Below are 22,416 nucleotides of genomic sequence, written 5' to 3'. Positions count from 1 at the left end.
GTTCAGCTACGCAGGGGTTTTGACGGTCATCGGTTGGTTAGGCACGAAAGCGCTGTCGGGGCGCAGGCCCGCCGGGCGGCTGTTCCAGTGCGGGATCAACACCAGGGCTGAGAACATGGCGCAGCCGGCGAAGACGATAAACACCGTGACCGAGTCGAAATAGCCCGGCAGCAACCCGCCGAGAATCGCCCCGACCGAGCCGCAGCCGTTGACGAAACCGGCCGCCGTTGCGCCCGCCTTGGCGGTGCCGAAATCGATCGCGGCCGCACCACTGATCATCGAGTCCGGTCCGTACAACGTCAGGCCCATGACGAACAACAGCACCACCACCAGCAACACGCTACCGGTGTGCAAGGCGCCCATGAACAAGGCCAGGGTCAGGGTCAGCGCCAGCAGGCTGAGCACGCACGCCGGCATGCGCCGGGCACCGAACAGCTTGTCGGATGCCAGGCCGAGCAGGATCGGCCCGAGCAGCCCGGCCAGTTCGAACGCAGTAGGAATAATCGCCGCGCCGACCTTGCCCACGGCGGGCATTTGCTCGAAGACAATCACCGGCCCCCAGAGCAGAATCGCGTAGCGCGCCGGTTTCAGCAGAAAGTACGCGAGGCCGAGAACCAGCACGGTGCGGTTGCGCAGGATTTCCTTTAACGGCTCCAGAACGCTGATCTTGCTTTGCGCGTAGGTCTGTTCCGCCGTCAGCTCCGGCTCCGGTTCCACCGCCGGCAAGCCGACGTCTTCCGGTTTGTTGCGCTGGAAAATAAAAAACAGCACGGCAACCAGCCCAACCACCGCCGCACTGGAAATGAACGCCGCATGCCAGGTGCCGATCAGCGTATACGCCCACCAGCCCGCAAACGGCGACGCGACCAGACCGCCAAAGGCGTAGCAGGAACTCCATAACCCCAGCACCCGCCCGCGTTGCTCGGCGGGAAAGAAGCTGCCGATGTTCTTGCACAGCCCCGACCATCCTGTGGACTGCGCCAACCCTTGAATCAACATGCACGTGGCGAAGATCGGCAACGTGGCGAAGCTGCCCATTACCAGCGCGGCGGCGGCGGAAATCAGCAACCCGCCCAGCACCACGACCCGAGGGCCGAAGCGGTCGGCGAGAATGCCCCAGGTGAATTGGCCGATGGCGTACGCGGTGAGGTAGATGGCGTCGAGGTTGGCCATGGCCATTTTGTCGAGCATGAAGGTGGGGTCTTCGGCGATCCCCAGTTTTGCCACGGAAAAAGCTTTGCGAGTGAAGTAGAAAGCGGCGTAAGCGAGCCAGGTGATCGCGAAGATCTGCACGCGCCAACGCTTGATAGTGCCGATGTGCTTGTTCATTGTGGTTCTGACCTCAGGGTGTGAGTGTGCCGGCAGAATTTGAGAAATAACGCCTGTTTTTTTATTGTTGAGCACTTCGATACCGCTGCTTCCCTGAGGCGATATCGGTCAGATGAGACCTGCTGTTGCACGCCAGGCTCATAGCCACCGCTGCTGTTCGACTGACCAGTCACCGGGGCTGAGGTCGATAAAAACAATTACTGATTAATAAGTGAAATCGATTTATCGTATTTCCAATATAAGCTCAGCTTGTTACTGGAGGTTTCGATGTCGGTTTCCCACGCCCAGCTCAAAGCCTTCCACGCCGTGGCCGTCCACGGAAGCTTTACCAAAGCCGCCGAGCGGTTATTTCTGACGCAGCCGGCGATTTCCGACCAGGTGCGCAAACTCGAAGAACGTTTTGGTGTGTTGCTGTTCCACCGCAACAAACGCTCGGTGCGCCTGACCGATCTGGGTGAGCGTTTGCTCAGCATCACGCAGCGGCTGTTTGTCGTCGAAGCCGAGGCGCAGGAGTTACTTCAATTTTCGCAAGCATTGCAGACCGGCAGCCTGATCCTCGCCGTCGATGCGCCGGTGCATGTGCTGCCGCAGATCGCGCGGTTCTGCGAACGCTACCCCGGCATCAGCGTGAAGATCGAAACCGGTAACACCGATGAATCGTTGTTTCGGTTGTTCAACTATCAGGCCGATCTGGCGCTGCTGGGCCGCGATGTCAGCGACGAACGACTGATCTCGCTGCCGCTGCGCAATGACCCGATGGTGGCGTTCGTGTCGCGCAATCATCCCTGGGCTGATCGCGAGTCCATCTGCCTGGCAGACCTCGACGACACGCCGCTGGTGCTGCGGGAAATCGGCTCGGTGACCCGGCAAACCCTGGAAGAGGAAATGGCCCAGGCCGGATTTCGCATTCGCCCGGCGATTCAGGTCGAAGGCCGGGAAGCGGCGCGTGAGGCGGTGGTGGTCGGGATTGGTGTCGGCGTGGTCTCGGCTGCCGAGTTTGGTGCGGATTCGCGGGTGTGTGCGTTGCCGATTACCGATTGCAAACGGCGATTGACCGAGACGCTGGTGTGCCTGCGCGAGCAGAGTTCGCGGCGGGTGGTGGCGACGTTTCTGGAGATGGTTCGCGAAAGCCTGGTTTAAGCAGGTCCGGCCCCTTCGCGAGCAAGCCCGCTCCCACATTTGATCGCATTCGTTCATGAGGAACTCGGTCAAATGTGGGAGCGGGCTTGCTCGCGAAAGCCGCGCCGCGGTCTATCTGGCTGGGGCCAACCCGAAGAAGGCCTGTATCAAGCGAAGGTCCCGCCGCCGTTCCATGCAGCCAATCATGTGCCGATTCACCAACCCCTCACCAATAATCGGCACCGCCGCCACCCGTGGGTCGTGGCTGACTTCCACCGATGACACCACCCCGACACCCAATTCTGCGGCGACGGCCTCGGTCACTGCCTCGCGACTGTCCAGCTCCAGCAACACCCGTGGATTAACCTTGGCCTGGGCACACGCCTCATCAAACGTTCGTCGGGTAATCGAAGTCGGCTCACGCAATACCATGATCACCTGATCCAGTTCCTTGAGCTGCACCCCTTTCGACTTCTGCGCCCACGGATGGCTGTCGGGCACCAACGCGCAAATCCTTGATTCGCTCAACGCTTGCAGATGCAGCCCCTTGCGCGGCTCGACCTCGGTCAGCACTGCGACGTCGGCATGTTCCGACAACAGCGCCGCCAGTGTTTCCTGCGCGTTGCCCAAGCGCAAATTCACGGTGATCCCCGGATACCGCGCCCGCAGGCTTGCCAGCATCGGCATCACCATGTGCGGCCCGTCCGCCGCCACTTCCAGACGCCCGGTCAGCAACTGCCGATTCGCCTCCAGCATCACCTGCGCTTCTTCGGCCAAGCCAAACATCGCGCGAGTGATCGCCGCGAGTTTGGTGCCCTCCTCCGTCAGTTCCACCCGGCGGGCGGTGCGGCGCAACAAGGTGATCTGGTAGTGCTCCTCCAGTGCCTTGATGTGCCCGGTGACCGCCGGCTGGCTGATGAACAATCGCGCGGCAGCCCGGGTAAAACTGCCCTCGCGGGCCACCGCATCAAAGGCACGGAGCTGGAACAGGTTCATGAATAACCCTCGCTGATGGCTGGCATAACAACAAACAATTTGATTGATAGCTCGGCAAATTGCAATTTAAGCCCCGTAGCTTCATCCCATCGATTGCGAGGACACGAGAATGAGTACTGCCGAACCCATCCTGCTCACCCCCGGCCCACTGACCACATCGGCCCGCACCCGTCAGGCGATGATGGTCGACTGGGGTTCATGGGATGACCGCTTCAACCAACTGACCGCCAGCCTCTGCGAGCAACTGCTGGCGATCATCAACGGCGGCGACAGTCACCACTGCGTGCCCTTGCAAGGCAGCGGCACCTTCGCCGTCGAAGCGGCGATCGGCACACTGGTGCCGCGCGATGGCAAGGTCCTGGTGCTGATCAACGGCGCTTATGGCAAACGCCTGGCGAAAATCTGCGAAGTGCTCGGCCGTCCGTTCAGCACCTTCGAAACCGCTGAAGACGAACCGACCACCGCCGCCGACGTCGACCGCCTGCTGCGTGCCGATACCAGCATCACCCACGTGGCACTGATTCACTGCGAAACCAGCACCGGCATCCTCAACCCGCTGCCGGAAATCGCCCACGTCATTGCGCAACATGGCAAACGCCTGATCATCGACGCCATGAGTTCTTTTGGTGCCCTGCCGATCGACGCGCAACAGGTGCCGTTCGACGCCCTGATCGCAGCCTCCGGCAAATGCCTGGAAGGCGTGCCGGGCATGGGTTTTGTCTTCGCTCGCAAAGAAGCACTGGCCAATGCCGCTGGCAACTCGCACTCATTGGCGATGGATTTGTTTGACCAGCACACCTACATGGCCAAGACCGGCCAATGGCGCTTCACCCCGCCGACCCATGTGGTCGCGGCGCTGCACGAAGCGCTGCTGCAGTACAACGAAGAAGGAGGCTTGCCGGCGCGGCACCAGCGTTACGCCGACAACTGCAAAGTATTGCTCGATGACATGGCCAAACTCGGACTGCGCAGCTTTTTGCCAGCCGAAATCCAGGCACCGATCATCGTGACCTTCCACGCGCCGAAAGACCCGCGCTACCAGTTCAAGGAGTTCTACGAACGCGTCAAGGCCAAGGGTTTCATCCTTTACCCCGGCAAATTGACCCAGGTCGAAACCTTCCGCGTCGGCTGCATCGGCCACGTCAACCAGGCCGAGATGCACGCGGCCGTGGCCGCGGTGGCCGACGTGCTGCGCGAAATGGAAGTCCTCGACATCTGATTTTAAAAACGACCCCGTACCTGTAGGAGCGAGGCTTGCCCGCGAACACAGGCGACGCGGTATATCAATTAGACCCAGTTATCGTTCTTCGCGGGCAAGTCTGAACGCCGCATCGCTCGCTCCTACAAAGGAATTTGAGACATGAACTATACAAACCCAACCAAACTCCAAGCCGCCATCCTTGACTGGGCCGGCACCGTGGTCGACTTCGGCTCCTTCGCCCCGACGCAGATTTTTGTCGAAGCCTTCGCCGAGTTCGACGTCCAGGTCTCCATCGAAGAAGCCCGTGGGCCGATGGGCATGGGCAAGTGGGATCACATCCGCACCCTGTGCGATCAGCCGCAAGTCGCCGAGCGTTATCGCAAGGCCTTCGGCCGTACGCCGACCGATGACGACGTCACCGCCATCTACGAACGCTTCATGCCCTTGCAGATCGAGAAAATCGCCGAGCACTCGGCGCTGATTCCGGGCGCGCTGGACACCATCGCCAACCTGCGTCAGCAAGGGATCAAGATCGGCTCCTGCTCCGGCTACCCGAAACAGGTCATGGACAAGGTCGTGGAGCTGGCGGCCACCAACGGTTACATCGCCGATCACGTGGTCGCCACCGATGAAGTGCCGAATGGCCGCCCATGGCCGGCTCAAGCCTTGGCCAACGTCATCGCTTTGGGCATTGATGATGTCGCGGCGTGCGTGAAGATCGACGACACAGTGCCGGGCATTCTCGAAGGTCGTCGCGCCGGCATGTGGACCGTGGCGTTGATCTGCTCGGGCAACGCGCTGGGCCTGGACTACGAAGGTTATCGCGCGCTCAGCAGCGACACCCTGGCCAGCGAACGCAAGCGCATCCACGCCCTGTTCGCCGGCTCGCGACCGCACTACATGATCGACACCATCACCGACCTGCCGGAAGTGATCGCCGACATCAACAAGCGCCTGGCCAACGGCGAGATGCCGCAAACCAACTGATCCAAAACCCCACGCCCCCCGTAGGAGCTGTCGAGTGAAACGAGGCTGCGATCTTTTGATCTTGTGTATAAAAAGCAAAATCAACAGATCGCAGCCTCGTTTCACTCGACAGCTCCTACGGGGGTTGTGCGGTTTTTCTGTCTACGATTGATCGCCTCAGGCAAACCCTCCGAAACGGATTACAGTTAAAGCACACCGTCGAACAAGAACGGTGGCTCGACCCGACCTGTGAGGAACGCCGTATGCCGTGGAAAAACTCCGATTCGCGCTACAGCACCGTGTCGATCGCGCTGCATTGGTTGATGCTGGTCCTGCTGGTGCTGGTTTACGCCTGTATCGAATTTCGTGGAGTCTTCCCCAAAGGCAGTGGCGGTCGGGCGCTGATCACTGAATCGCACTTCATGCTGGGTCTGACGGTGTTCGTGCTGGTATGGCTGCGACTGTTCGCTCGCAGCCTGGGGCCGGCGCCGCAAATCTTCCCGGCATCACCGCACTGGCAGACCGTGCTGGCCAGACTGATGCACTGGGCGCTGTACATTTTCATGATCGCCATGCCGATTCTGGGCTGGCTGGTGACCAGCGCCAAAGGTCATCAAGTGATGTTCTACGGCTTCGACCTGCCGTTGCTGGTTGCGGAAGACAAAGCATTGGCCAAGCAGATCCAGGGCTGGCATGAACTCGGCGGCACGATTGGTTACTGGCTGATCGGCCTGCATGCCGTGGCGGGGATTTATCATCACTACGTGGTGGGCGATAACACCTTGCTGCGGATGATGCCCAAGCGTGAACCCCGTAACACCTGACACCCCCAAAAACCTGTGGGAGCGGGCTTGCTCGCGAAGGGGCCGTGTCAGAGACATCAATGTTGCCTGACACGGCCCCTTCGCGAGCAAGCCCGCTCCCACAGGGTTGGCGGTGATTTTCAGGTTTGGGGATTGAAACCCCGGCGGCCTTGCAAGCCGCCGGTGTGGATGAAGATCAGGCGCGTGCCCTGTGCAAATCTTGCGGTTTCAACGTGTTGCTTGAGCGCCAACAATGCTTTGCCGGTGTACAGCGGTTCCAGGGGAATGCCGCTGGCCTGCTCGGTCTGTTCAATGAAGTCGAGCAACAGCGGATCGACTTTGGCAAAGCCGCCACGGCTGGCGTCGAACAGCTCGTAGGCCGGATGTTCCAAAGCCGCCTCTCGCACTATCGATTCGACCTGCTGCGCCACGCCATGGTCGTCGGGCACCGCCAACGCACCGTAAACCGGATGCTGACCCGCTTCGGCCAGCACCAGGCCGGCCAGGGTCGTGCCGGTTCCGCAGGCCAGCCACCAGCCGTCGTAATCGCTCCAGCCCAAACTGTTCAGTTGCTGGGCCACCTGCGCCTTCAGTTGCGTGCAACCGCGCGCGCCAGGCAAACCGCCGCCCCCTTCCGGCACCGGCTGCAAGGTCGGGTATCGGGTTTGCCACGGCAACCAGAAGCCCGCTTCATGCCGCGCGCGATAGCCGCCATAACCGAGCCAATGCACTTGCATGCCGCAGGCCTGCAAGTCTTTCACCGTCGGGGTGTCTTGCGGATGACCGCGCAGCAGGCCGACGGTGGGGAAGCCGAAACGTTTGCCCGCGGCCGCCAGTGCATGCAGATGGTTGGAGTGCGCACCGCCCAGGCTGATGATGCCTTCGGCACCGGCAAGGTCAGCGGCTTTCAGGTGTTCGATGAGTTTGAACCACTTGTTGCCGCTGATCAGCGGGTCGATCTGGTCCAGGCGCAGGATCGCGACTTCGATGCCGGCGGCGGTGAGCCAGTCGAGATGCAGGGGTTGGAGCGGGGCTTGGGGTAGCCAGTGTTCGGAAGGGAAAAGCATTGGCGCCTGAATGTGCTCGGAAAGAGCCCGCATTCTAGTCGCTCAAAGGATGCCTTCGCGAGCAAGCCCGCTCCCACATTTGATCTTCGCCGTGACATAGATCCAGTGTGGGAGCGGGCTTGCTCGCGAAAGCCATTGGTACGTTAACCCTGCCTACTTATAACCCAGCAGCCAACCGCGAACCCTGATTGATCGCGCGCTTGGCATCCAGCTCCGCCGCAACATCCGCGCCACCAATCAAATGCACGTTCTGCCCCGCCGCGACCAGACCGTCGTGCAATTCACGCAGCGGATCCTGCCCGGCGCAGATCACGATGTTGTCCACCGGCAGCACGTGCGGCTCGCCGGTTTCGCCGATGCGGATGTGCAAACCTTCGTCGTCGATTTTCAGGTATTCGACGCTGTTGAGCATCTGCACCTGCTTGTTCTTCAGACCGGTGCGGTGAATCCAGCCGGTGGTTTTGCCCAGGCCGTCGCCGACCTTGGATTTCTTGCGTTGCAGCAGGAACACCTCACGGGCCGGTGCATGCGGCTGGGCCTTGATCCCGGCCACGCCGCCGCGCGCCTCAAGGTGCGTATCAATGCCCCACTCTTTCCAGAACGCGGCACGGTCGAGGCTGGTGGCAACGCCTTCGTGAACCAAAAACTCCGACACGTCGAAACCGATCCCGCCGGCGCCAATCACCGCGACGCGCTTGCCCACCGGTTTGCGCTCGAGGATCACATCCAGATAGCTCAGCACCTTGGCGTTTTCGACGCCTTCAATGGCCGGCGTACGCGGCGCAATGCCGGTGGCCAGAATGATCTCGTCGTAACCGCCCTCGACCAACTGGGCCACATCGACGCGGGTGTTCAGGCAGACCTCGACGTTGGTGGTCTGCAGTTTGCGGTTGAAATAGCGCAGGGTTTCGAAGAACTCTTCCTTGCCCGGTACACGCTTGGCGATGTTGAACTGACCACCGATTTCACTGGCCGAATCAAACAGCGTCACCTGATGCCCACGCTCGGCAGCCACGGTCGCTGCAGACAGCCCCGCAGGACCGGCACCGACCACGGCGATTTTTTTGATCTGCTGCACCGGCAGGTAATTGAGTTCGGTTTCATGGCAGGCGCGCGGGTTCACCAGGCAGCTGGTCAACTTGCCGCCGAAGGTGTGATCGAGGCACGCCTGGTTGCAACCAATGCAGGTGTTGATTTCATCGGCGCGGCCGGCGGCGGCCTTGTTGACGAAGTCCGGGTCGGCGAGGAAGGGCCGCGCCATGGAGACCATGTCGGCATCGCCTTCGGCCAGGATCTGCTCGGCGACGTCCGGGGTGTTAATGCGGTTGGTGGTGATCAACGGAATGCTCACCGAACCGCGCAGCTTCGCGGTCACTTTGCTGAACGCACCGCGCGGGACCTTGGTGGCGATGGTCGGGATCCGCGCTTCGTGCCAGCCGATGCCGGTATTGATGATGGTTGCACCCGCCTGCTCGATGGCCTTGGCCAACTGCACGATTTCTTCCCAGGTGCTGCCACCTTCCACCAGATCGAGCATCGACAGGCGGAAAATGATGATGAAGTTCGGGCCGACCGCTTCACGCACCCGGCGCACGATCTCCACCGGCAGGCGCATGCGGTTTTCGTAGCTGCCACCCCAGCGGTCGGTACGGTGGTTGGTATGGGCCGCGAGGAACTGGTTAATGAAATAACCCTCGGAACCCATGATCTCAACGCCGTCGTACTCGGCCAGTAGCGCCAGGGACGAACAGGTGACGAAATCGCTGATCTGCTTCTCGATGCCTTCCTCGTCCAGCTCTTTAGGCTTGAACGGGTTGATCGGCGCCTGGATGGCGCTCGGCGCGACCTGTTTCGGGCTGTAGGCATAACGGCCGGCGTGGAGGATCTGCATGCAGATCTTGCCGCCCGCCTCGTGCACCGCGCGGGTCACGATCTGGTGCTTGAGCGCTTCTTCTTCAGTGGTCAGCTTGGCCGCGCCGGAATACACGCCGCCCTCGTCGTTCGGGCCGATACCACCCGTGACCATCAGGCCAACGCCGCCGCGAGCACGTTCGGCGAAGTACGCCGCCATGCGCTCGAATCCACCGGGTTTTTCCTCAAGACCGGTGTGCATCGAGCCCATCAAGGTGCGGTTGCGCAACGTGGTAAAACCCAAGTCCAGCGGGGCCAACAGGTGCGGGTAATGAGCGGCGGTCATCGGTAACTCCACGAGCGATCACGGAAAAATGTGGGCGCTCTTTGGCGCCCCTCTCATGTGCAACAGACTATGAGCACTCCCGACGTCGCTCAATGACCGTAACTGACAACTTATTGATCCAAATGCGCAGCAGCCCTTGGCAAGCGAGGGCATGGGCCCTACCCTAGTCGACGAACCCTGCACACGGCTGTTGACTGTTTTCCCATGCGCAAACTTCTGTACCTGACATTCTCCATGGCGTTGATCGCCGCCCTCACGACCTACGCCATGTGGGCGGCGGATCGTCCGGTGGGTCATTACCTGTCGGACCTGCGGATCAATCTCGCGGTCGATCAAGGCACGCCCGCCGATCGCGGCAATCTGCTGGGCATCCAGCCCGAGTTGTTTCCCACCGACTATCAAAGCCCCGAACGCCTGCATCGCAAACTCGCGGCCTATTTGCAGAAAGCCCGGGACCAGGGCCTGCTGAATGAAAAAACCATCGTCGTGCTGCCCGAACATATCGGCACGTGGCTGATGGTCAGCGGCGAGAAAGACGAGCTGTACCAGGCCACCACGCTCAAGGAAGCGATGAACTGGCTGGCGGTGAGCAACCCGTTGAAATTCCTCCGGGCGCTGATCAGCGCCAAAGGTGACAGTCGCCTGGACGACGCCCACCTGCGCATGAAAGCCAAGGGCATGGCCAAGGAGTACCAGGCGCTGTTCGGTGGCCTGGCGAAGGAATTCAACGTGACGCTGGTGGCCGGCTCCATCGTCCTGCCAGAGCCCAGCATCATTGACGGAGCCCTGAAAATCGGCCGTGGCGCGCTGTACAACAGCAGCGTGGTGTTCGGCCGCGACGGGCTGCCGATCGGCCAGCCTCAGCGCCAGATGCACCCGATTTTCGCTGAACACGAGGTCATCGCCGCTAATGGCGAGCATACCCTCAGCGTGGTCGACACCCCGGCCGGACGCCTGGGCATCCTGATCGGCAGCGACAGCTGGTACCCGGACAACTACCGCAAGCTCGACGGTCAGGGTGCGCAGTTCATCGCGGTCCCGGCCTTTGTGATCGGGCGTGGCACATGGGACAAACCGTGGCGCGGCTACAAAGGCCTGTTGACGCCAGGCTCGGTCAGTCTCAAGGCCGGCGAACTCAGCGAAGGCCAGGCCTGGCACCGTCTGACACTGACCGCGCAACCGCCCAGCAGCCAGGCCATTGCCGGCATGAGCGTATTTTTGCGCGGTCAATTCTGGGACCAGGGCAGCGCCGGTCAAAGCTTTCTCAGCAGCAACGGGCAGCAGTTCGCCGACGGCAATGCCCGTGGCGCGCGTTTGCTGAACCTCTGGTTGTAAGCGATGAAACCGCAGCCGATGCGGCTCGGCGATCTGTCAGTGGGCTTTGTTCACAGCCTGGCGGACGCCGTGCGCAGCCAGGGTGTAGACCCGCAACCATTACTTGAACAATACGGCCTGGATGCGGCGCGCCTTGGCGAAGCGAGCGCACGCCTGTCGATCCCGCGCTACATGCGCCTGGGCCACGGCGCCATTGCGCTGACCAACGACCCGGCGCTGGGTTTGCGCATGGGCCAGGTCAGTCGCCTGAGTCAGGCCGGCCTGGCCGGGGTCACCGCCGCGCAGGCGCCGACGGTGCGCGAAGCGGCGCGTTGCCTGATTCGCTTCGAAGCCTTGTACGGCTCCAATTATCGCGGTCAATCGAGCTTTCACGAAGACGCTCAAGGCGCGTGGCTGCGGTTCTATTCCATCAGCCCTTACAACGCCTACAACCGCTTCGTAGTGGATTCGATCATTTCCGGCTGGTTGCAGCAATTGTCCAGCCTGAGCCCTACCCCGTTGCGCGCCGAACGGATCGAGATCGAGTTCCAGGCACCGGATTACCGTGAGGCTTATGCCGTGCTGGGGGATTGCCCGATTCAGTTCGGCGCCGAGCACAATCAACTGCGCTTGAGCCTGGCCAGCCTCGCCCAACGCAACCCGGAGCATTGCCCGAGTACCTGGCGACATTTGCTGCAACTGTGTGAACGGGAACTGGAGCAACTGACACGCACCCGCAGCCTGCGCGAACGGATCATTGCGCTGCTGGGGCCGTTGCTCAACGGTGGTCGGGAGCCCGACCTGGAAGAAGTGGCGGCACGCCTGAAGCTGCCCACCTGGACCTTGCGTCGCAAACTCGCCGAAGAAGGCACGCAATATCGCGCGATTCTCAACGACACGCGTCGCGACCTGGCCATGACCTACATACGTGACACTGAACTGGCGTTCGGAGAAATCGCCTACCTGCTGGGCTTTGCCTCAGCCGAAGCGTTTCAACGGGCCTTCAAACGCTGGAACGGCCAGACACCCGGCGAGTTTCGCCGCAGTCATCGCCAAACCGCCTGACGCTTACAGCTCGGTAGCGTCTTCGGCCGGTTCCAGCGGGTCCAATTCAAACGCCTGATACTCAAGCAACTCTTCTTGATAGTCGTCCATTTCAAATCCCCCACGCTCGTTTTAAAAAATGCCTGAATAAATGACCAGCGCCCCGAGCATAAAGTGCCCACGTGAAAGAAAAATGACGCGGGCACGACACTCAGCGGCTACTTAATAAAACGTAGCAGGCAGTCAGGAATTTATCACAGGATTTTTTCGATACAGGCTGTAGGACAAGAGCCATGGTTGACGCGGATCAATTAAATAGCCTTCACGGGATCGGTGTCGTCCGACACGACCCCGTAAAGTCAGAAGCCGATTACTGACTGGAAACAGGCATCGCCGGAATCGGCTCGGTCGGTGGAGGCAAGTTCGACTCCGCGGGTGGAGTGACCGTTTCCGTGGACGACGAAGGCTCGCTGTTCTCGGTCGGCGCGATGGGCGCGGCTTCAGGCGGCGGTGCAACCGGTTCCGAGGCGGCAGGTGCAAGTGAAGGCTCGGCTGCTGGGGCCGGTGCAGGTTCAGCCGCCGGTGCCGGAGTCGGCGCCAACGAAGCCGGTGCGACCTTGGCTTCAGGTATACCCAGGTCGGTTTTCGGTTTTTCGACGATGTGAGCGGCTTTCTTCGCTTCCGGCGGCAAGAACAACTCGACCAGGGTGAAGAAACGTTCGTAGAACTTGGCCGACGATACGGTTTCGCTGGCGACCTTGACCATCGAGTCGTCAGACGAGCCGATCGGCATCGACACCGAGCCCAACACACCTACACCGAGGCTGGCGGAGTTGTTGGTCTTCTTCAGCGCATAGCGGTCCTGCAGGGCGTTGGCGAACATGGTCGCGTGATGGCCCTCGGTGCCATCATCGGCACAGACCACACTGAAGCTGATCTCCATGTGGGTATCGCCGGTCTGCTGGAAGCTCTTGTGGCCACTGACCAGTTTTGGATCACTGCTGGTGATGATGTAGCCCTGGCTGAGCAACGCCCGACGGGCGGCTTCACAGGTCTGTGCATCCGTCACCGGATAATTACGCGAAAACGTTCCAGAGTCATCGAAGTTCTCATGCTCATAGATGGCGGCTTTCTTCGACGAGCAACCGGCCGTAGCGGCCAGCACCAGCGCCAGCCCGACAACCTGCATGGGAAATGATTTGATCATTGAACATCCTGAGGAAAACGGTTCGGGGCGTATTGTGCAACAGATCGATACTTAGCGGAGCATCGATTGTGTCTTAAAACGGTTACAGAGGTGTTGACTCCGATATTAAGCAAAAGTCGCAAAAAGCGGAAAGAGACCACCAAAAAGTAAAAAACCCCAGCCTTTCGGCCGGGGTTTTTGTGTATCGCACCACTCAATCAGGCATCAGTAACGCTTGATTTCAGCCTGGCTTTCCAGCTGCTTGCGGTAAGCCGCAAAGTCCTGCTGGCCAATGCGCGAGGCGAGGAAGCGGCGATATTGAGCCTTCTCTTCTTCGGTCGGCGCGGCAGCTTCGTTGACGCCGTTCAGACGCACGATCACCAGGCTACCATCGGCCAGGGTCACGCTGCTGAAAGTCGGCTTGTCCTTGGCGGCCGGCTTCGGCATGCGGAACAGGGCTTGCAGCACAGTTGGGTCAACCCCTTCCTGAGCACGCGTGGCCGCCTGGGTCACTTTCCAGTTCTGGCCGTCGATAGCCTTGTCCAGCGGCGTCTTGCCTTCACGCAGGCTGACGATCAGCTGTTCAGCCTTGGTCTTGGCATCAGCACTGGCGTGCTCCTTGGCCAATTGCACGCGAATGCTGGCAGCAACGCTTTCGAGCGGCAGTTGCGCAGGCTTCAGGTGTTCCTTGGCACGCAGCACGATCACGGTTTCCGGATCGAGCTCGATGGCGGTGCTGTTGGCACCCTCATCCAGCACTTCAGGACTGAACGCAGCAGTGACCACGGCACGGTTGGCCGCAACACCTTCGCCACCCTCCCGGCCGAACGGCGCGGACGTGTGAACGGTCAGTTTCAGGTCCTGTGCCGGCTGAGCCAGATCAGAGCTTTCGAACGACGAGTCTTCCAATTGCTTGGTCGCTTCGACGAAACGTTGCTCGACCTGCTGGGTTTTCAGCTCACGGGTCAGCTTGCCTTTGAGGCTGGCAAACGTTGGCACCTCAGGTGCCTCTACGCCCAGCAGCTTGATCAGGTGGAAACCGAAGTCCGTGCGAACCGGCTCCGAGACTTGATCCTTGGCCAACGAATACAGGACTTTTTCGAAGGCTGGATCGTAAACGCCAGGACCTGCGTAGCCGAGGTCACCGCCGTTGCTCGCCGAACCTGGATCCTGGGAGAATTCCTTGGCCAGCGCCTCGAATTTCTCGCCTTTGGCCAGACGCGCCTGGATCTCTTCGATCTTGGCCTTGGCTTGCGCCTCGGTCATCTTGTCATTCACTTCGATCAGAATGTGCGCAGCCCGACGTTGTTCGGACAGGTTCGCGGTTTCTTTCTGATACGCCGCCTGCAGGTCTTCGTCCTTGACGCTGACCTGATCGAAGAAGGAAGCCTTCTTCAACTCGAGGTAGTCGATGACCACCTGATCCGGCGTCATGAATTCCTTGGCGTGTTCGTCGTAGTAGGCCTTGACCTCTTCGTCGGTCAGCTTCACAGCCGCCGGGTCAGCCTTGACGTTCAGGGAAGCGAAATCGCGGGTCTGTTTTTCCAGACGGGCAAACGCCAGAACCTGTGCATCGGTGACGAAACCGCTACCTGCCAGGCCAGCACGCAACTGACCGATCAGCATTTCCTGAGCCAGCATCTGGCGGAATTGCATGCGGCTGTAGCCCAGTTGGCGAATAACCTGGTCGAAACGCTCAGGACTGAACTTGCCGTCCACCTGGAATTCAGGCGTTTGCAGGATCACCTGGTCCAAAGCAGCTTCGGAGAAAGCGAATTTCGAGTTTTCTGCGCCTTGCAGCAGCAACTTGCGATCGATCAGGCCTTTGAGGGCCGATTCGCGGAGCATTTTTTCGTCGAGCAAGGAAGCATCGAAATCCTTGCCCAGCTGTTGCATGAGCTGACGGCGTTGCATATCGACCGCCTGGCTCAGCTCGTTCTGGCTGATTTCTTCACCATTGACCTTGGCCGCATCATTGCTGTGCGTGGTGGCCTTGAAAATGGCGTCGAAACCGGTCAAAGCCATCAGTGCAACGATGACTCCGATGATGGTCTTGGCAATCCAGCCTTGTGAATTGTCCCTGATATTCTGCAGCATGCGTCCCCCAGAAACGGTTGAACTTCAAAATTAGGCAACCGTGGAGCGTGGGTAGAATCCGGATAGAAGAAAGGCGCATCCGAGGATGCGCCTTCTCGTAACTGGCGGAGCGGACCGATGACTCGAACTTGCGAGCCTCGGTGTCTCGGACCGGCGATTTGCCGACTGGACTACCGCTCCGCTGCCAGGTCAGGCATGACCCCGACCCGGATAGGCAAAAACCTGAATCGAACTTAGTTGACAGCTTCTTTCAGTGCTTTACCGGCTTTGAAACCTGGTTTTTTAGCGGCTGCAATTTCCAGCGACTTACCGGTCTGTGGGTTACGACCAATGCGAGCTGGACGATCAGTGACGGAGAAAGTACCGAAACCAACCAGAACAACAGAGTCGCCAGCCTTGAGAGCGCCAGTGACGGATTCGATTACAGCGTCCAGCGCACCGCCCCCCCCTTCGCCATAACAGCCGACGCACCCCCACCAGAAAGCAGTACCGACTTGTTCACTCTAAGTCCCCTTATATCTATTTGAGTATGATTCTAAGTTTTTTGGTGAAAGCAAAAACGAGTGCTGAATGGCCTACAGACACTTAAGAGCCGCTTTATAACAAGGGCTCTAAAAAGCTGTCAACAAGCCCCCCAGGCAAATGCGTACTAATGCGTGCTAATTCTTTCCTTAGAGTCAGACTCGCGTTTTTCATCCTTTGCAACTATCTCGGGAACCACATCAGGCAGGGGCTCCGGCGCGTATTGCAGCGCAATTTGCAGGACCTCGTCAATCCATTTAACTGGTTTAATCTGCAGATCTTGCTTGATATTGTCAGGAATTTCCTTCAGATCGCGTACGTTCTCTTCAGGAATGATCACTGTCTTGATTCCGCCACGGTGAGCCGCGAGCAGTTTTTCTTTCAAGCCACCAATCGCCAGCACCTGACCACGCAGGGTGATTTCGCCGGTCATGGCAACGTCCGCACGCACCGGAATCCCGGTCAATGCCGACACCAGAGCCGTGCACATGCCTACACCGGCGCTAGGGCCGTCCTTCGGGGTTGCCCCTTCCGGCATGTGGATGTGCGTGTCACGCTTCTCATGGAAGTCCAGAGGGATCCCCAGGCTTTTCGCACGGCTGCGGACAACGGTCAGGGCTGCGGTGATCGATTCGACCATCACGTCACCCAGGGAACCGGTCTTGATCAGCTGGCCTTTACCCGGTACGACAGCGGCTTCAATGGTCAGCAATTCACCGCCGACCTGAGTCCACGCCAGGCCGGTCACCTGACCGATCTGATCCTGCGATTCGGCCAGGCCGTAGCGGAATTTACGCACGCCCAGGAAGTGTTCCAGCATGTCTGCCGTGACCTTCACCGAGAAGCGTTTTTCCATTGCATGCTCTTTGACCGCCTTGCGGCAAACCTTGGCAATCTGGCGCTCCAGTCCACGTACACCGGCTTCGCGGGTGTAGTAGCGGATAATGTCGCGGATCGCTTCGGCCTCGAATTCCAACTCGCCTTTCTTCAAACCGTTGGCCGTAATCTGCTTCGGCGAAAGGTATTTCACAGCGATGTTGATCTTCTCGTCTTCGGTGTAGCCCGGCAGACGAATCACTTCCATCCGGTCCAGCAGCGCCGGTGGAATGTTCATGGAATTGGAGGTGCACAGGAACATCACATCGGACAGGTCGTAATCGACTTCCAGATAGTGATCGTTGAAGTTGTGGTTCTGCTCAGGGTCGAGCACTTCCAGCAACGCCGACGCCGGATCGCCACGCATGTCGCTGCCCATTTTGTCGATTTCATCGAGCAGGAACAGCGGGTTGCGAACGCCCACCTTTGTCATCTTTTGAATCAATCTTCCTGGCATCGAACCGATATAAGTACGGCGATGGCCACGGATTTCCGCTTCATCGCGTACACCGCCGAGGGCCATGCGCACGAATTTACGGTTGGTGGCGTGAGCAATCGACTCCGCCAGAGAGGTTTTACCCACCCCAGGAGGACCGACCAGGCACAACACCGGACCGCGAATCTTCTTCACGCGCTTTTGCACGGCGAGGTATTCGAGGATCCGCTCTTTGACTTCTTCCAGACCGTAATGGTCGGCGTCGAGAATATCTTCGGCACGTGCAAGGTCCAGACGGACTTTGCTCTGAGCCTTCCACGGCACCTGAACCAGCCAGTCGATGTACGAACGCACCACGGTCGCTTCCGCGGACATTGGCGACATTTGCTTGAGTTTGTTCAGTTCTCCCTGGGCCTTGGCCAAGGCATCTTTTGGCAGACCGGCGGCATCGATGCGCTTTTTCAGCTCTTCGATTTCGTTGTGGCCTTCGTCGCTGTCGCCGAGCTCTTTCTGAATGGCCTTCATCTGCTCATTCAGGTAGTACTCGCGCTGGCTGCGCTCCATTTGTTTTTTAACGCGACCGCGAATGCGTTTTTCGACTTGCAGCAGGTCGATCTCGGCATCCAGCAACGCCAGCACGTGTTCGACACGGGCCGACAAATCGATGATTTCGAGGATTTCCTGCTTCTGCTCGATCTTCAGGGCCATGTGCGCGGCCATGGTGTCGACCAGGCGGCCTGGCTCGTCGATGCTGTTAAGCGACGACAGGACTTCAGCGGGGACTTTCTTGCCCAGCTGCACATATTGTTCGAACTGAGCCAGCAGGCTGCGAACAAACACTTCCGACTCACGCTCAGGCGCGTCGACTTCGTCGATCAATGAGACTTCGGCACGGCAGTGGCCGTCCACTTCGCTGAAGCACTCCACGGCGCCCCGCTGCTCACCTTCGACCAAAACCTTGACCGTGCCGTCAGGCAGCTTGAGCAGCTGCAGAACGGTCGCGATGGTACCTACGCGATAAAGTGCATCTTCACCGGGATCGTCGTCAGCAGGGTTTCTCTGAGCCAGCAGAAGGATCTGCTTGTCGCCCGTCATCGCAGCCTCGAGGGCTTCGATGGATTTCTCGCGCCCCACGAACAGCGGGATAACCATGTGCGGATAAACCACAACATCACGCAATGGCAGGAGAGGCAATTCGATGGTTGTCTTCATGATTTCGCCTCTACGGCGGCCATAAGGCCGTAAACAGATGGAAGTAAGCTTGAAACCAAGATGGGGGCTGGTTTGGAAAAAAACAAGCGGATAAAAGAACCACTTAAAAGATTGCAACCTAAGGCGACGATTGCATAGGTCCGGATACATCCAAAAAATCAGGTTGACTGTCGGCTGTCATCGCCGGCGAGCCCGCGCCCACAATAGCAAAGGGGCCCGAAGGCCCCTTCTATGTTCCAGCAGCGTGACGCTTAAGCGTCTGGCGCAGCCTTGGCAGCCGGCTCACTGTTTTCGTAGATATACAGTGGCTTGGACTTGCCTTCGATAACGCTTTCATCGATCACTACTTTACTCACCTCGGACTGCGAGGGGATTTCGTACATAGTGTCGAGCAATACACCTTCGAGAATCGAACGCAGTCCACGGGCACCGGTCTTGCGTTCCAGGGCACGTTTGGCCACCGATTTCAGCGCGTCGGCGCGAAATTCCAGGTCTACGCCTTCCATCTCGAACAGCTTGGCATACTGTTTGGTCAGAGCATTTTTCGGCTCGGTGAGAATCTGCATCAACGCAGCCTCATCAAGCTCGTCCAGCGTGGCAAGTACCGGCAGACGACCGACGAATTCCGGGATCAGACCGAACTTGACCAGATCGTCAGGCTCGACTTCACGCAGGGATTCACCGACTTTCTTGCCTTCTTCCTTGCTGCGCACTTCTGCGTTGAAGCCGATGCCGCCCTTGGTGGAACGGTTTTGGATAACCTTTTCCAGACCAGAGAACGCACCACCGCAGATGAACAGGATGTTACGGGTGTCGACCTGAAGGAATTCCTGCTGCGGGTGCTTGCGACCACCTTGAGGTGGAACGGAAGCGACCGTGCCTTCGATCAACTTGAGCAGGGCCTGCTGCACGCCTTCACCGGAAACGTCCCGGGTGATCGACGGGTTGTCAGACTTGCGCGAAATCTTGTCGATTTCATCGATATAGACAATGCCCATCTGGGCTTTTTCTACGTCGTAATCGCACTTCTGTAGCAGCTTCTGAATGATGTTCTCGACATCTTCACCCACGTAACCCGCCTCGGTGAGGGTGGTTGCGTCGGCGATGGTGAACGGAACGTTCAGCAAGCGGGCCAGTGTTTCGGCAAGCAGGGTTTTACCCGAGCCTGTCGGGCCGATCAGCAAGATGTTGCTTTTGCCGAGCTCGACGTCGTCATTCTTTTTGTCACGCTGATTCAGACGTTTGTAGTGGTTGTACACCGCTACGGCCAGAACCTTTTTTGCACGCTCTTGACCAATCACGTACTGATCAAGGATGCCGCTGATTTCTTTAGGCGAAGGCAATTTATGCGCGCTGCTCTCGGCCTGGGCTTCCTGCACCTCCTCTCGGATGATGTCATTGCACAGGTCGACGCACTCGTCGCAGATAAAGACCGAGGGGCCGGCAATCAAATTGCGAACATCAAGCAGGATTTAGCCACAGAAGGAGCAATAGAGCAGCTTGCCGTTGTCCTCGCCGTTGCGGGTGTCAGTCATTCGTTCGATCCAAATCCGATAGGCTTGCAACACAAGATGAAGGCTATTGCGGGCTTTTTCAAGCCCGCTAGTGATCGGAGCGGCCGACCACGCCTATTTTGAGCTGCTTATTTAAGCGGGGCGCTGATTGATCACTTCATCGATCAACCCGTATTCACGCGCGGCTTCTGCGCTCATGAAGTTATCGCGGTTGGTGTCGCGCTCGATTTCTTCAAGCGTGTGCCCGCTGTGCTTGGCCATCAGCGTGTTGAGACGCTCACGAATGAAGAGGATTTCCTTGGCATGGATTTCGATATCCGACGCCTGGCCCTGGAAACCGCCCAATGGCTGGTGAATCATCACGCGCGAGTTCGGCAGGCAGTAACGCTTGCCTGCGGCACCGGCCGTCAACAGGAAAGCGCCCATGCTGCACGCCTGGCCGATACAGGTAGTCGACACGTTGGGTTTGATGAACTGCATGGTGTCGTAGATCGACATGCCTGCTGTCACCGAACCGCCCGGGGAGTTGATATAGAGATGGATGTCCTTGTCCGGGTTTTCCGCTTCAAGGAACAGCAGTTGCGCACAGATCAGGTTGGCCATGTAGTCTTCTACAGGACCTACCAGAAAGATCACTCGCTCCTTGAGAAGGCGCGAGTAAATGTCGTAGGCGCGCTCGCCACGAGCGGACTGCTCGACAACCATCGGGACCAAGCCGCCTGCGGCCTGGATATCAGAGTTCTGCTGAATATACGAATTACGGAACATGCTCTGCAGTCACTCCCAAATAGTTATGTCTTGAATACGCATAAGCCAGCTCGAGAGCTGGCTTATGGTGTGTGCTTCTAACGCAAAAACAATCAGTCGGCTTGTGGAGCTTCTACCGGCTTGACCGCTTCTTCGTAAGAGACCGATTTGTCGGTCACGCTAGCTTTCTGCAGAACAGTATCCACAACTTGTTCTTCCAGCACAACAGAACGAACTTCGTTCAGCTGCTGGTCGTTCTTGTAGTACCAGGACACAACCTGCTCAGGCTCCTGGTAGGCCGAAGCCATTTCCTGAATCATTTCGCGAACGCGGGCTTCGTCAGGCTTGAGGTCGAATTGCTTGACCACTTCAGCCACGATCAGGCCCAGCACAACGCGGCGCTTGGCTTGTTCTTCGAACAGCTCGGCCGGCAGTTGGTCAGGCTTGATATTGCCGCCGAACTGTTGAACAGCCTGCACGCGCAGACGGTCAACTTCGTTGGACAGCAGCGCCTTAGGCACTTCGATCGGGTTGGTGGCCAGCAGACCGTCCATGACCTGATTCTTGACCTTGGATTTGATCGCCTGACGCAGTTCGCGCTCCATGTTCTTGCGAACTTCGGTGCGGAAGCCTTCCAGACCGGTTTCCTTGATGCCGAATTGAGTGAAGAATTCTTCATTCAGCTCTGGCAGTTTTGGCTCGGAAACAGTGTTCACGGTCACGGTGAACTCGGCGGTTTTGCCAGCCAGGTCGAGGTTCTGATAGTCCTCTGGGAAGGTCAGGTTCAGAACGCGCTCTTCGCCGGCCTTAGCGCCAACCAGACCGTCTTCGAAGCCAGGGATCATGCGGCCGGAACCCAGAACCAGCTGAGTACCTTTGGCGGAACCGCCAGCGAACACTTCACCGTCAACCTTGCCGACGAAATCGATGTTCAGCTGGTCTTCGTTCTGGGCAGCGCGATCGGCCACTTCGAAACGGGTGTTCTGCTTGCGCAGCACGTCCAGCATTTTGTCCAGATCGGCGTCAGCCACGTCAGCGCTCAGGCGCTCTACGGTGATGCCGTCGAAGCCGGCAACGGTGAACTCCGGGAACACTTCGAAAACTGCGACGTATTCCAGGTCCTTGCCAGCTTCGATCGACTTAGGCTCGATCGAAGGTGCGCCAGCCGGGTTCAGCTTTTGCTCGACAACAGCTTCGTAGAAAGAAGACTGGATCACGTCGCCTACCGCTTCCTGACGCGCATCGGCACCGAAACGGCGCTTGATTTCGCTCATTGGCACTTTGCCTGGACGGAAGCCAGCAATCTTGGCCTTTTGGGCAGTCTGCTGCAGACGCTTGTTGACCTGAGTCTCAATGCGCTCAGCCGGCACGGTGATGCTCATGCGGCGCTCAAGAGCAGAAGTATTTTCAACAGAAACTTGCATGGATATTCCTCGTTGCACAGACGTTAGCCGGCCGTTTCCGACCCCAGAATCAAGGGCATGCATTCTAGTGGGTCAAACTCAAGAAGTCACCCTACTGAAAACGGGTAAAAAAGCAGCAGGCAATTTATTAGGCGGGGACAAACGGTTATGCCTCGCCCTGTTAGCAAATACAGCCAATCATGCCAGGGCTCTGCATCAATCCTTCTATATATAGAAGAAGCTGCCAATGATCTCCCCGACTGCCGATCTTGCGAGCAAGGCCGGCGGGCGGCGGTGCATCATCGAGAAACATAAATACGATGAAACCCCACCCCTGCGACCCAGAACCTGCAGTCGCTGAATACTCGAACCGCTAAAACAAAAAAG

General features: G+C 58.8%; 15 protein-coding genes and 2 pseudogenes. 6 read left to right on the top strand and 11 right to left on the bottom strand.

Annotated features, from left to right (window positions below; all coding sequences use genetic code 11):
- Positions 1-6 precede the first annotated feature (6 nt).
- On the bottom strand, positions 7-1,329 hold the full coding sequence (locus ACIPL2_RS30045; protein WP_401362953.1) for an MFS transporter: 1,323 nt from the start codon (positions 1,327-1,329) through the stop codon (positions 7-9).
- Between the two features lie 267 nt (positions 1,330-1,596).
- Between ACIPL2_RS30045 and ACIPL2_RS30040 the strand changes: the two genes are divergently transcribed.
- Positions 1,597-2,469, top strand: coding sequence for a LysR family transcriptional regulator (locus tag ACIPL2_RS30040; protein WP_401362950.1), 873 nt, complete (start codon positions 1,597-1,599; stop codon positions 2,467-2,469).
- A gap of 111 nt (positions 2,470-2,580) precedes the next feature.
- On the opposite strand, the gene ACIPL2_RS30035 is transcribed toward ACIPL2_RS30040, so the two are convergent.
- Entirely contained in the window at positions 2,581-3,444 is an 864-nt protein-coding gene (locus ACIPL2_RS30035; RefSeq protein ID WP_401362947.1) for a LysR substrate-binding domain-containing protein, read from the bottom strand.
- A gap of 109 nt (positions 3,445-3,553) precedes the next feature.
- On the opposite strand from ACIPL2_RS30035, the gene ACIPL2_RS30030 reads away from it, so the two are divergent.
- From ACIPL2_RS30030 to ACIPL2_RS30020, 3 genes are all read left to right on the top strand, one after another.
- Positions 3,554-4,663: a 2-aminoethylphosphonate--pyruvate transaminase gene (locus tag ACIPL2_RS30030; RefSeq protein ID WP_401362944.1), complete on the top strand. Its 1,110-nt coding sequence runs from the start codon at positions 3,554-3,556 to the stop codon at positions 4,661-4,663.
- Between the two features lie 141 nt (positions 4,664-4,804).
- A complete protein-coding gene (gene phnX / locus ACIPL2_RS30025; RefSeq protein WP_401362941.1) occupies positions 4,805-5,632 on the top strand; it encodes a phosphonoacetaldehyde hydrolase in 828 nt (275 codons plus the stop codon).
- A 242-nt stretch (positions 5,633-5,874) separates the two neighbouring features.
- Positions 5,875-6,435, top strand: coding sequence for a cytochrome b (locus tag ACIPL2_RS30020; protein ID WP_401362938.1), 561 nt, complete (start codon positions 5,875-5,877; stop codon positions 6,433-6,435).
- Positions 6,436-6,554: 119 nt separating this feature from the next.
- On the opposite strand, the gene ACIPL2_RS30015 is transcribed toward ACIPL2_RS30020, so the two are convergent.
- Positions 6,555-7,481 (bottom strand): 1-aminocyclopropane-1-carboxylate deaminase/D-cysteine desulfhydrase, encoded by a 927-nt coding sequence (locus tag ACIPL2_RS30015; protein WP_401362936.1) that lies wholly within the window; start codon positions 7,479-7,481, stop codon positions 6,555-6,557.
- 157 nt (positions 7,482-7,638) lie between these two features.
- Positions 7,639-9,678, bottom strand: a complete 2,040-nt coding sequence (locus ACIPL2_RS30010) for an FAD-dependent oxidoreductase (RefSeq protein WP_401362933.1) — start codon at positions 9,676-9,678, stop codon at positions 7,639-7,641.
- Between the two features lie 204 nt (positions 9,679-9,882).
- On the opposite strand from ACIPL2_RS30010, the gene ACIPL2_RS30005 reads away from it, so the two are divergent.
- Positions 9,883-11,013 (top strand): nitrilase-related carbon-nitrogen hydrolase, encoded by a 1,131-nt coding sequence (locus ACIPL2_RS30005; protein ID WP_401362930.1) that lies wholly within the window; start codon positions 9,883-9,885, stop codon positions 11,011-11,013.
- 3 nt (positions 11,014-11,016) lie between these two features.
- The gene (locus ACIPL2_RS30000; RefSeq protein WP_401362927.1) at positions 11,017-12,057 is read left to right on the top strand and encodes an AraC family transcriptional regulator; all 1,041 of its coding nucleotides are present in this window, start codon (positions 11,017-11,019) and stop codon (positions 12,055-12,057) included.
- A 349-nt stretch (positions 12,058-12,406) separates the two neighbouring features.
- Here the strand turns inward: ACIPL2_RS30000 and ACIPL2_RS29995 are convergent, their stop codons facing one another.
- From ACIPL2_RS29995 to tig, 7 genes and pseudogenes are all read right to left on the bottom strand, one after another.
- Entirely contained in the window at positions 12,407-13,243 is an 837-nt protein-coding gene (locus ACIPL2_RS29995; protein ID WP_401362924.1) for a DUF2242 domain-containing protein, read from the bottom strand.
- Positions 13,244-13,447: 204 nt separating this feature from the next.
- Positions 13,448-15,319: a SurA N-terminal domain-containing protein gene (locus ACIPL2_RS29990; protein ID WP_401362921.1), complete on the bottom strand. Its 1,872-nt coding sequence runs from the start codon at positions 15,317-15,319 to the stop codon at positions 13,448-13,450.
- A 233-nt stretch (positions 15,320-15,552) separates the two neighbouring features.
- Positions 15,553-15,776: pseudogene (locus ACIPL2_RS29985) on the bottom strand (HU family DNA-binding protein).
- 192 nt (positions 15,777-15,968) lie between these two features.
- Positions 15,969-18,365, bottom strand: a complete 2,397-nt coding sequence (gene lon, locus ACIPL2_RS29980) for an endopeptidase La (RefSeq protein ID WP_401362918.1) — start codon at positions 18,363-18,365, stop codon at positions 15,969-15,971.
- Positions 18,366-18,616: 251 nt separating this feature from the next.
- Positions 18,617-19,900, bottom strand: a pseudogene (clpX, locus tag ACIPL2_RS29975) (ATP-dependent Clp protease ATP-binding subunit ClpX).
- A gap of 111 nt (positions 19,901-20,011) precedes the next feature.
- Positions 20,012-20,647 (bottom strand): ATP-dependent Clp endopeptidase proteolytic subunit ClpP, encoded by a 636-nt coding sequence (gene clpP / locus ACIPL2_RS29970; protein ID WP_010458706.1) that lies wholly within the window; start codon positions 20,645-20,647, stop codon positions 20,012-20,014.
- A gap of 92 nt (positions 20,648-20,739) precedes the next feature.
- Complete coding sequence (tig, locus tag ACIPL2_RS29965; RefSeq protein ID WP_401362914.1) at positions 20,740-22,050, bottom strand: trigger factor; 1,311 nt, start codon at positions 22,048-22,050, stop codon at positions 20,740-20,742.
- Positions 22,051-22,416 lie beyond the last annotated feature (366 nt).

Source organism: Pseudomonas sp. NPDC086251, assembly GCF_044746405.1.
Taxonomy (GTDB): domain Bacteria; phylum Pseudomonadota; class Gammaproteobacteria; order Pseudomonadales; family Pseudomonadaceae; genus Aquipseudomonas.
This window is presented reverse-complemented; position numbering and strand designations above follow the sequence as displayed.

Bases quoted from the DNA above. Each gene is read 5' to 3' on its own strand.
- tig (WP_401362914.1), bottom strand. From the start codon at position 22,050: ATGCAAGTTTCTGTTGAAAATACTTCTGCTCTTGAGCGCCGCATGAGC.
- ACIPL2_RS29990 (WP_401362921.1), bottom strand. From the start codon at position 15,319: ATGCTGCAGAATATCAGGGACAATTCACAAGGCTGGATTGCCAAGACC.
- ACIPL2_RS29995 (WP_401362924.1), bottom strand. From the start codon at position 13,243: ATGATCAAATCATTTCCCATGCAGGTTGTCGGGCTGGCGCTGGTGCTG.
- ACIPL2_RS30015 (WP_401362936.1), bottom strand. From the start codon at position 7,481: ATGCTTTTCCCTTCCGAACACTGGCTACCCCAAGCCCCGCTCCAACCC.
- ACIPL2_RS30030 (WP_401362944.1), top strand. From the start codon at position 3,554: ATGAGTACTGCCGAACCCATCCTGCTCACCCCCGGCCCACTGACCACA.
- ACIPL2_RS30020 (WP_401362938.1), top strand. From the start codon at position 5,875: ATGCCGTGGAAAAACTCCGATTCGCGCTACAGCACCGTGTCGATCGCG.
- ACIPL2_RS30000 (WP_401362927.1), top strand. From the start codon at position 11,017: ATGAAACCGCAGCCGATGCGGCTCGGCGATCTGTCAGTGGGCTTTGTT.
- ACIPL2_RS30035 (WP_401362947.1), bottom strand. From the start codon at position 3,444: ATGAACCTGTTCCAGCTCCGTGCCTTTGATGCGGTGGCCCGCGAGGGC.
- lon (WP_401362918.1), bottom strand. From the start codon at position 18,365: ATGAAGACAACCATCGAATTGCCTCTCCTGCCATTGCGTGATGTTGTG.
- ACIPL2_RS30045 (WP_401362953.1), bottom strand. From the start codon at position 1,329: ATGAACAAGCACATCGGCACTATCAAGCGTTGGCGCGTGCAGATCTTC.
- ACIPL2_RS30040 (WP_401362950.1), top strand. From the start codon at position 1,597: ATGTCGGTTTCCCACGCCCAGCTCAAAGCCTTCCACGCCGTGGCCGTC.
- ACIPL2_RS30010 (WP_401362933.1), bottom strand. From the start codon at position 9,678: ATGACCGCCGCTCATTACCCGCACCTGTTGGCCCCGCTGGACTTGGGT.
- clpP (WP_010458706.1), bottom strand. From the start codon at position 20,647: ATGTTCCGTAATTCGTATATTCAGCAGAACTCTGATATCCAGGCCGCA.
- phnX (WP_401362941.1), top strand. From the start codon at position 4,805: ATGAACTATACAAACCCAACCAAACTCCAAGCCGCCATCCTTGACTGG.
- ACIPL2_RS30005 (WP_401362930.1), top strand. From the start codon at position 9,883: ATGCGCAAACTTCTGTACCTGACATTCTCCATGGCGTTGATCGCCGCC.